The organism is Butyrivibrio sp. (assembly GCF_017635265.1).
GTDB lineage: Bacteria > Bacillota > Clostridia > Lachnospirales > Lachnospiraceae > Butyrivibrio.
Genome location: NZ_JAGBLU010000026.1, coordinates 1 through 8337, shown reverse-complemented (window position 1 = coordinate 8337; position 8337 = coordinate 1). Strand labels below are relative to the sequence as shown.

The following is an 8337-nucleotide window of genomic DNA, read 5'->3' as shown; positions in this document are numbered from 1 at the left end:
GCTAGATGTTGTGGTGGGAACTTTATTGGACTCATTCCCTCGCGTGGCAGATAAAAAGTGCAACAGAAAGGGCCACTATCCATCAGCGATGAATAATGGCCCGGTCATATTTAGTATTCAGTTTTTTATTACTTTACTTCATCGGTAGTTCCGTCTTTTTTTACTACTTCAAGCTTGCATCCAAGTCCGAATGCTGCCACGGAACCGGCGATCATAGCCCAGGGTGCTGCAGCACGTCCAAGAAATCCTCCGATGATTCCTACATTTACAGGAACACTGAGCACGATCTCATCATTCTTGCGAATCTGGATCCTGTCTACATTGCCCTCTTCCACTTTCTTTTTGAGCTTTTCTACAGCTGCCTTAGCCTCTTCTCCGATGTCTATTGTATCGGGACGGATCAGTTTGATAGCCTCATCAGCATTTCCGTTTGTCTTTGTAAGGGCTTCTTTGGCAGTCTTGTATTCAACTCCTGTTGCCTCCATTACTTTCTCGATAGCTTCTAATGTGATTTCCATTTTAAGTCCCTCCTCTAATCTTTGTGATCTATCTCGAAATCAGCTATGTGTTTTGCTGATGATATGATTATATCCGGAGATACTGTCCACAAAAATATTACATTCCGTGAATTATAGCCGTATATTTTTCCCCCTCTGCACGTACCGTAACAACAATCCACAAAAATTACAGACTCTTTTTATACTTTCTTTAGCGACTGATTACGGGAAATACAGAATTATAGGGTATTATAGCTATATCGGTTGTTGTCAAATCACATGGAGACTATACCAATGGGCAATTCAAATTTTTATTCAAAATCAAATGGCACGAAAATAGTGGAAGCAATAAACATCGGCGGAAAGTACGTGGATAAAGAAGTTTTCACTCAAAAAATCATCACTGCCACCACAACTTCCGTATTTGCTGCTTCATTTATTACTTTTATCATCCTGCTTCTTGGCTGATCAGATGACATTGATCTGACAAGATCTCATGGTTTCAAGCGCTGCTTCGTGCTTTTCCACGGTAACACCCGCGCAGCATGAGGAATCAACGCTGATCTTTACTTCAGGCATAAAGGCCTTGAGCATGAGCGCATTTGATACAACGCAGATGTCGGTGCAAAGTCCGACCATCTCAATTTCCAGCTCTTCTTCCTTGGAGAGCTTTAATATTGCATCGCAGAGAGCTGTTGAGCCGAAGGTAGGCTTGTCAAAGATTGTTGCCCCATCAAGTACGGCTGCAACGGCTTTATTTATTTCCCATCCTTCCGTTCCCTCTACGCAGTGAACAACCGGAAGATTCTTTCCCTCCTGAGTCTCCATATAGTTTGGCTGATGTGTGTCTCTTGTGGCAAATACGTCCTTTATATCATAACGCTTGATTTTTTCTACCACGTTTGGCACGATGGCTACTGCCTCTTTTGTTCCCAGTGCCCCATCAACAAAGTCCTTTTGCATGTCGATGACAATAAGTATTTTTCTCATATCTTTTCTCTCTCCCAAATATAATTTATTCCTCGGAAACCTTGGGCAGGCGACTATAGGTCTCACTCAAAAGTCTGATGCTTCTTGCCAGATCCTCCGAGAGATAGTTCGGTGTAAGACGCCACTGCCAGTTTCCCTCTGCTGTTCCGGGGGTATTGATCCTGGCTTCCTTTCCCTTACACAGATAATCCTGTAAAGGAATTATACACAAATCCGCCACGGAGCGATATGCCTCCCTGATAATATCCCACACAAAGGCACCATAGTCCGTATTCATGGAGTTTACGTATCTTCTGGTAAAAGACCTTTCGCCCTCGTTAATCTCCTGAACCCAGGCAAAAGTCGGTGTGTTATCATGGGTGCCGGTATAAACAACAGAGTTTTTCTCATGTCTGTGATTTACATAGCAACTGTCCCAGCTGGTGAAGCCGTATTGAAGCACCTTCATTCCCGGAAAACCTGAATCCTTAAGAAGTTTAACATTCTCCTCTGTGTTATTACCCAGATCTTCTGCGATCATATCAAGCTCTCCGAGGCTCTTTTTAAGCGCATCGAAAAGATCCATTCCCGGACCCTTCTTCATTTTGCCGTTCTTTGCAGTCTCATCCCCGAAAGGAATCTCGTAGTACTCGGAAAATCCATGGAAATGGTCAATACGGATCACGTCAAACCACTGATAATTGCGCTCAATTCTCTTTATCCACCATAAATAGCCGTCTTTTTTGAGCGCATCCCAGTCATAAATAGGATTTCCCCAAAGCTGGCCTGTAGGCGAAAAAGCATCCGGAGGGCATCCTGCCACTGATTTGGGCTTAAAGTCTTTATCCATCTCAAAAACTTCCGGATGTGACCAGCTGTCTGCGCTGTCCATGGCAACATAAAAGGGAAGATCGCCGATGATCTTCACATTGTGTTTGTGTGCATATTCAAGAAGTGCCTTCCACTGCTCATCAAACTTAAACTGCTGGAAATAGATGAATTCCATTTCCTTTTTGTTGTTCTTTTTTATCTCGTCGATAACCTTTTTATCGCGGCTTCTTAGCTCTTTATCCCAGTCTGTCCAGGATTTTCCGCCCTGAAGCTCCTTGATAACAAGGTATAATGCATAATCCTCAAGCCAGTATGCATTTTCCTTAAAATACTTCTCAAGTTCCTTCTTGTCGCCCTTTTCCAGGAAATTATCATAGGCCTTCTTAAGTACCGTGTATCTGTTTTCGTAGAGTTTTCCGTAATCCACGCACTCCTGATTACTGCCAAAATCCATGCAGTTTACATCATCCCAGGACAAAAGCCCCTCTTCTATAAGCTTTTCAGGCGAAATAAAATAGGGATTACCTGCAAAGGCCGAAAGTGGCTGATACGGAGAATTGCCATAGCCCGTAGGACCAAGTGGCAAAACCTGCCAGTAACCCTGTCCGGACTTCTCTAAAAAATCCACAAATTCGAATGCCTCTTTTGAAAAACATCCAATCCCAAATCTTGATGCCAGTGAAAAAATAGGCATCAGCACTCCGCTTTCCCTGTTCAAAACCTTATCCTCCTTAGATAACATCTGTTATTTATATAGCTTTTCAATTGCGCCAAGATCCTCTGTAAAGCGCTTTACAACCTCATCCGGTCCAACAATCTTTATGCTTGAGCCAAGGGAAAAGATCCATCCCAAAAACTGTTCACTGAGGGCCACATCAACGTTTGCTTCCGCCCATTCTTCATCGTCTGTAGAACGAATAGCAATATCTTTTCCGAATCTGTCCAGTAAAACTCCTACCAGGTCCTTCTTGAACTTAAGCTTAACCTTGACCTCTTTTCCGCCGAACATTCCGAAATTCATCCTGGCGTAGGTCGCCATATCAAATTCCTCGAAGTGGCTTCTTCCCTCTCTCTTCTCCTCGATAATATCAATATCGCGCATCTTATCAACTCTGTAATGCTTGATGATTCCTGCTTCTGAGTCAAATGCTATAAGGTAATAATTCTCGTCATCCCAGGTCAGCGCCCAGGGACTTACCTCATATTTTCCCTCTTTTCTCGGAACCATCTCTTTATTGATATTCCATTTAAAGTAATTGAAACGGATCTTATTGTTGTTACTAATTGCACTATGGATCTCATCGACCACGTAATAAATGCTCTCGTTCATGGTCTTTATTCGGCCCTGAACCACCACCTGGCGCTTAAGTTGAAGCGCCTCGTAGTCACTTACAAGCCCAGTAAGCTTCTTTATCAGTTCACTGGACTTCCTCTCTGTAATAAACTTGGAAGATTGAATAGCATCCACCAAAAGCTTAAGCTCTGCTATCTCAAACTCCTTGCTGCCAAGATGATAACAGAAATTTCTTCCGTCTTTTTCTCCGATAACGTCAAATCCCAGCGTCCTCAGAGCATCCATATCGTCATAAAGGCTCTTTCTGTCAGCTGCAATTCCGCGACTCTCCAGATGCTGCTGTATCTCGGGCATGGTTATAGTGTGGTTATCATCGGTCTTTTCAAGTAAAATCCGGTAGAGATAATATAGTTTTAATTTCTGATTAGCACTTCTTGGCATGCTTCATCCTCCCTGTAAAATGAACCGACATAACAATATCAATTATAGTGCATTTTTCTTGATTTAGCGATATTTGGGTAATAGAATGAAATAGAAGACTATTATTTTTTATGAGGGATTGTCATGAAGATTATTCGCAGTAAACCCTTCAGGCTCATAGTAATCCTAATCTGTATTGCGATAATAATATATGAGTCCATAGGTATTTACAGAGAAAAGCAGGAATATAACATAGCAGGCACTGAGTACGAGGAGCTGGTTGAGGATTCCATATCCGTGGCAGATAAGGCCGAAATGCCCGATGGCGCCACATATCCGCCTCTTCAGATTGATTATGCCCAGTTAAAGAGCATAAACAGTGACTTTGTCGCCTGGATCTACATGCCTTGCTTTGACTTAAGCTATCCTGTTGTTCACGAAAAAGAGATTGATGAGTACATCAAAAAGACCTTTGAAGGCAAGTACAACAGCTCAGGATGTCTTTTCACCGATGTTCTCAGCACTACGGATTTCACCGGAATGCACGATATCATTTTCGGCCACAACATGAGAAACGGTTCAATGTTCGGTAAATTCAAACAGCTCATCCAGGAGGGTGGCAGGGAAATTATCGATTCAAATCCTTATGTCTATATCTACACAGAAAATGCCGTTTATAAATACCGCGTTTTCGCCTATTATGTAACAACCGTTGGAAGTGACTCATATTCGGTTGTAACCTCCGAGCAGGAGTACAACGATTTCATTAAATATATAGCAAGCAACAATCTGTACGAAAAGCCATCAGATCTAAACCTTGACGAGTTTCCTTCTATCCTTACTCTCTCAACCTGTAGCGGTAGATCCGGAAGTGGAAAAAGACTGGTTATTCACACTGCCAAGGTTGATGGTTGGACATTAAATAACTAAAAGAAAAGTCATAGATGTTATATAACATCTATGACTTATTTGTTATATCCATATTCATGCTTTATCAGGATCAAATGCAGTTATATCCTTTGTTTGTAAGGATGTTCTCCACCTGATAAATGTCATCGGTGTGCATCACCATGATCGGAAGTCCCGATTCTCTGTTGAATGAAAGATATATGTAATTAACGTTAATATTGCTGGAATACAGCGTCTTTAATATCTTGTCGAGGGCTCCGACCTCATCCGGACATTCAACGGCTAAAACCGGCGTAGTTTTGCAAATATAGCCATCTCCTCTAAGGACCTCAATACACTTTGCCGGATCCGAAACCACCATTCTGATAATTCCGTATTCTGCCGAATCATTGGTTACAGAACCTAAAATATTGATTCCATTGGAATTAAGAAGTCCTGTGATGCTCTGAAAGCAACCTTTCTTGTTCTCTGCGTAAATTGAAACCTGGTCTAACATAACTGTCTCTCTTTCTGTATTTATTCCCCATCGAAGAGCTTCTTGACCGCAAGAAGCACATCATACGATGTAAAAGGCTTTATTACAAAGTCCTTTGCTCCCTTTTTGAGGGCCATCATTATCATAGACTCATACTTCTGATCTGAACACATGATAACTTTGGCATTGGGATCAATCTTCATTATCTCTGTAAGTGCGTCAATACCGTTCATCTTAGGCATATTTATATCAAGAATCATCACATCCGGCTTAGTCTCCTGATAAAGTTCAATTGCCTTATCACCGGAAGTTGCCTCCCCGACTATCTGGTAATCCTCAGCCGGAAGCGCTCCTCTTATCATTTCTCTCATCAGTGTAGTATCATCAGCAATAAGCACTCTTTTACGCATATAGTCTCCTTCACATCAATACATATCACTAAAAAGGTCTTTTTATTATATTATCATGTATAATAAATGAAAAAAAGAAGAATCCAAAGGAAAATCCATGAATCAAGAAAACAAAATGGGCGTAATGCCCATAAAAGAACTTATCATTTCCATGTCCCTGCCCATGATGATCTCCATGCTGGTGCAGGCTCTTTATAACGTAGTAGATAGTGCCTTCGTAGCCCGTATTCCCAATCATGCAACCGAAGCCATCACTGCCGTTACTTTAGCGTTTCCCATGCAAAACCTGATGATCGCCATGGGCTCAGGAACAGGAGTCGGTATTAATGCCCTTTTGTCACGCTCACTTGGTGAAAAGAGATTTGATAAATCCAATGCAGCAGCCAATAATGGTCTGTTTCTGACATTCCTCAATTTCGTACTCTTTTTTATCATAGGTATTTTCTTTGCCCGTCCTTTTATTGCATCCCAGTACAGCAGTGGAATAATCATGGAGTTCGGCACAAAATATCTCAGAATTATCTGCCTGTTTTCCGCCGGAATATTCTTCCAGATGACCTTTGAAAGGCTTCTTCAGTCCACGGGTAAGACCATATTCAGCATGATTTCACAGGCAACCGGTGCAATTATCAATATCATTTTCGACCCGTTGCTCATCTTCGGAATCGGACCTTTCCCCGAACTTGGCGTCGCTGGAGCTGCTTATGCAACCGTTTTGGGTCAGTTTATCGGAGCTGCGATCGGGCTCACCTGTAATCTGAAGTTCAATAAGGAAATTGTCTTTTCCCGGGAAAAGATACTTCACCCTGAGCTTGAGACCATCAGAGAAATATACTACGTTGGTGTCCCTTCGATACTTATGATGTCCATCGGCTCAATTATGACTTATCTGCTGAATAAGATACTGATCATGCTATCACCTATTGCAACAGCGGTATTCGGAATCTATTTCAAACTGCAGAGCTTTATCTTTATGCCTGTATTTGGCTTAAACAACGGACTTATACCTGTACTGGCATATAACTACGGTGCCAAAAAGAAGTCCCGTATCATTGAAGCTCTCAGGTTTTCACTTGCACTTGCTCTTTCCATAATGTTTATAGGAGCAATTGTATTCTTCACCATTCCTGATAAGCTCCTGGGAATATTCAATGCAGACGAAAACATGCTCAGTATAGGTATTCCGGCGCTTCGCACAATATGCCTCTCATTCCCTGTAGCAGGCCTGTGCATAACCATGGGATCCATATTTCAGGCCCTTTCAAAGAGTATCTACTCTCTGATCATATCCGTAGGCAGACAGCTTGTTGTGCTTATACCGGCTGCATGGCTCTTATCTAAGACCGGAAACATAAACCTCGTTTGGCTCTCATTTCCTATCGCCGAAGTATCTTCACTTGCCCTATCTGCCTGCTATTTCATCAAAGTATACCGCCAAACAGTAGCAAAACTGTGAATTTATAATACTCTTTTTGTAAAAAGTCAATAGTTTAGCGCTTTTTCAGAATTCTGCACTAAAAAACACAACGAATTTTGGCATTTTTTCGTGTTTAATCTATTGAGAATGCCCAAAACAAGGTGTAAAATTTTCATTGTAGTAAAAATTACTCATTTTGAGGGAGGTATTATACCATGAATAAGACAGAACTTGTTGATGCTATCGCAAAAGAGACTGGTCTTTCAAAAAAGGATTCAGAGAAGGCTGTTAAGGCTTTCACAGACGCTGTATCAAAAGAGCTTAAGAAAAAAGGCAAAGTTCAGCTTGTTGGATTCGGAACATTCGAGACAGCTAAGAGAGCAGCTAGAACAGGTAAGAATCCTCAGACTGGCGCAGCTATCAAGATTCCTGCAGCTACTGTTCCTAAATTCAAAGCTGGTAAGGCACTTAAGGATGCTGTAAACGGAAAGAAGAAATAATTTAATAGACAATATTTTAGCCCTCGGACTTATGTCCGGGGGCTTTTAAAATGCATTTAAAGGCGATTTTAGACGTTTTTCTTAGTTTCCCGATCTTCCTCTAAGCTTTTCCTCTAAAGCCTTGTGAGCAAGGTAAATATCGTTATTTTTGTCCATGTCCTGCTGGATAAGGTTTCTTATGTATTTTGTTGCTGACATATTGGCAGCCTTAGCCATATGTTCAACATAGTCTCTGTAACCTCTGATATCCAGAAGGAGGAACTTCTCCTTCTCGTATCTGCTGTTGCTCTTAGCAGATGCTTCTGTTTTATCTGTTTTTTCAGCTTTATTAATTCTCTCATTAATAACTTCAGGCTGCTCAGGAATTTCTTCAATAACAGGTGTTTGAACTTGTGGCTGCGGCATTACAGGGGCTTCCACTACAGGCTCCTCAACAGGCACTTCCACAACTTTTACCTGCACAGATTCTTTCTTTGTTTCGTTGACTGTTTTGGTCGGTTTTTCTTCCTTTACAATATCTTCTGTTATCTCAACAGGCTTGGAAGGCGCTTCTTCTTTGGCATCCAGCCTTGACATTCCTGCAAATAAACCCATACCTGTTTTATTGGCGCCTTG

General features: G+C 41.6%; 11 protein-coding genes. 4 read left to right on the top strand and 7 right to left on the bottom strand.

Going from position 1 to position 8337, the window contains the following annotated elements; translation table 11 throughout:
• Positions 1 to 128 precede the first annotated feature (128 nt).
• Positions 129 to 518 carry a DUF4342 domain-containing protein gene (locus tag J6O61_RS03395; protein ID WP_292209610.1) on the bottom strand — a complete coding sequence of 130 codons (390 nt, stop codon included), beginning with the start codon at positions 516 to 518 and terminating at the stop codon, positions 129 to 131.
• 273 nt (positions 519 to 791) lie between these two features.
• On the opposite strand from J6O61_RS03395, the gene J6O61_RS03390 reads away from it, so the two are divergent.
• Positions 792 to 965 carry a hypothetical protein gene (locus J6O61_RS03390; RefSeq protein WP_292209607.1) on the top strand — a complete coding sequence of 58 codons (174 nt, stop codon included), beginning with the start codon at positions 792 to 794 and terminating at the stop codon, positions 963 to 965.
• Here J6O61_RS03390 and J6O61_RS03385 read toward each other — a convergent pair whose 3' ends face one another.
• Genes J6O61_RS03385 through J6O61_RS03375 form a run of 3 tightly spaced genes read right to left on the bottom strand, consistent with a single transcriptional unit; the run spans position 966 to position 4032 of the window.
• Entirely contained in the window at positions 966 to 1487 is a 522-nt protein-coding gene (locus J6O61_RS03385; protein WP_292209604.1) for a cysteine hydrolase family protein, read from the bottom strand.
• Positions 1488 to 1512: 25 nt separating this feature from the next.
• Positions 1513 to 3015 (bottom strand): 4-alpha-glucanotransferase, encoded by a 1503-nt coding sequence (gene malQ / locus J6O61_RS03380; protein WP_292209601.1) that lies wholly within the window; start codon positions 3013 to 3015, stop codon positions 1513 to 1515.
• A 27-nt stretch (positions 3016 to 3042) separates the two neighbouring features.
• Positions 3043 to 4032, bottom strand: coding sequence for a helix-turn-helix transcriptional regulator (locus tag J6O61_RS03375; RefSeq protein ID WP_292209599.1), 990 nt, complete (start codon positions 4030 to 4032; stop codon positions 3043 to 3045).
• Between the two features lie 123 nt (positions 4033 to 4155).
• On the opposite strand from J6O61_RS03375, the gene J6O61_RS03370 reads away from it, so the two are divergent.
• Positions 4156 to 4941: a class B sortase gene (locus J6O61_RS03370; protein ID WP_292209596.1), complete on the top strand. Its 786-nt coding sequence runs from the start codon at positions 4156 to 4158 to the stop codon at positions 4939 to 4941.
• Positions 4942 to 5011: 70 nt separating this feature from the next.
• Here the strand turns inward: J6O61_RS03370 and J6O61_RS03365 are convergent, their stop codons facing one another.
• Both J6O61_RS03365 and J6O61_RS03360 read right to left on the bottom strand, forming a co-directional pair.
• Positions 5012 to 5416 carry an amino acid-binding protein gene (locus J6O61_RS03365; protein WP_292209593.1) on the bottom strand — a complete coding sequence of 135 codons (405 nt, stop codon included), beginning with the start codon at positions 5414 to 5416 and terminating at the stop codon, positions 5012 to 5014.
• A 20-nt stretch (positions 5417 to 5436) separates the two neighbouring features.
• Entirely contained in the window at positions 5437 to 5805 is a 369-nt protein-coding gene (locus J6O61_RS03360; protein ID WP_022767677.1) for a response regulator, read from the bottom strand.
• Positions 5806 to 5902: 97 nt separating this feature from the next.
• Between J6O61_RS03360 and J6O61_RS03355 the strand changes: the two genes are divergently transcribed.
• Positions 5903 to 7261: an MATE family efflux transporter gene (locus tag J6O61_RS03355; RefSeq protein WP_292209588.1), complete on the top strand. Its 1359-nt coding sequence runs from the start codon at positions 5903 to 5905 to the stop codon at positions 7259 to 7261.
• A gap of 176 nt (positions 7262 to 7437) precedes the next feature.
• The gene (locus J6O61_RS03350) at positions 7438 to 7722 is read left to right on the top strand and encodes an HU family DNA-binding protein (protein ID WP_022766405.1); all 285 of its coding nucleotides are present in this window, start codon (positions 7438 to 7440) and stop codon (positions 7720 to 7722) included.
• A gap of 81 nt (positions 7723 to 7803) precedes the next feature.
• Here J6O61_RS03350 and J6O61_RS03345 read toward each other — a convergent pair.
• On the bottom strand, positions 7804 to 8337 hold a 534-nt coding region (locus J6O61_RS03345; RefSeq protein WP_292209585.1), incomplete at its 5' end, for a hypothetical protein.

Excerpts from the sequence above, each read along its gene's own strand:
- J6O61_RS03365 (WP_292209593.1), bottom strand. The coding sequence starts at position 5,416 with ATGTTAGACCAGGTTTCAATTTACGCAGAGAACAAGAAAGGTTGCTTT.
- J6O61_RS03385 (WP_292209604.1), bottom strand. The coding sequence starts at position 1,487 with ATGAGAAAAATACTTATTGTCATCGACATGCAAAAGGACTTTGTTGAT.
- J6O61_RS03375 (WP_292209599.1), bottom strand. The coding sequence starts at position 4,032 with ATGCCAAGAAGTGCTAATCAGAAATTAAAACTATATTATCTCTACCGG.
- J6O61_RS03360 (WP_022767677.1), bottom strand. The coding sequence starts at position 5,805 with ATGCGTAAAAGAGTGCTTATTGCTGATGATACTACACTGATGAGAGAA.
- J6O61_RS03395 (WP_292209610.1), bottom strand. The coding sequence starts at position 518 with ATGGAAATCACATTAGAAGCTATCGAGAAAGTAATGGAGGCAACAGGA.
- J6O61_RS03390 (WP_292209607.1), top strand. The coding sequence starts at position 792 with ATGGGCAATTCAAATTTTTATTCAAAATCAAATGGCACGAAAATAGTG.
- J6O61_RS03350 (WP_022766405.1), top strand. The coding sequence starts at position 7,438 with ATGAATAAGACAGAACTTGTTGATGCTATCGCAAAAGAGACTGGTCTT.
- J6O61_RS03355 (WP_292209588.1), top strand. The coding sequence starts at position 5,903 with ATGAATCAAGAAAACAAAATGGGCGTAATGCCCATAAAAGAACTTATC.
- J6O61_RS03370 (WP_292209596.1), top strand. The coding sequence starts at position 4,156 with ATGAAGATTATTCGCAGTAAACCCTTCAGGCTCATAGTAATCCTAATC.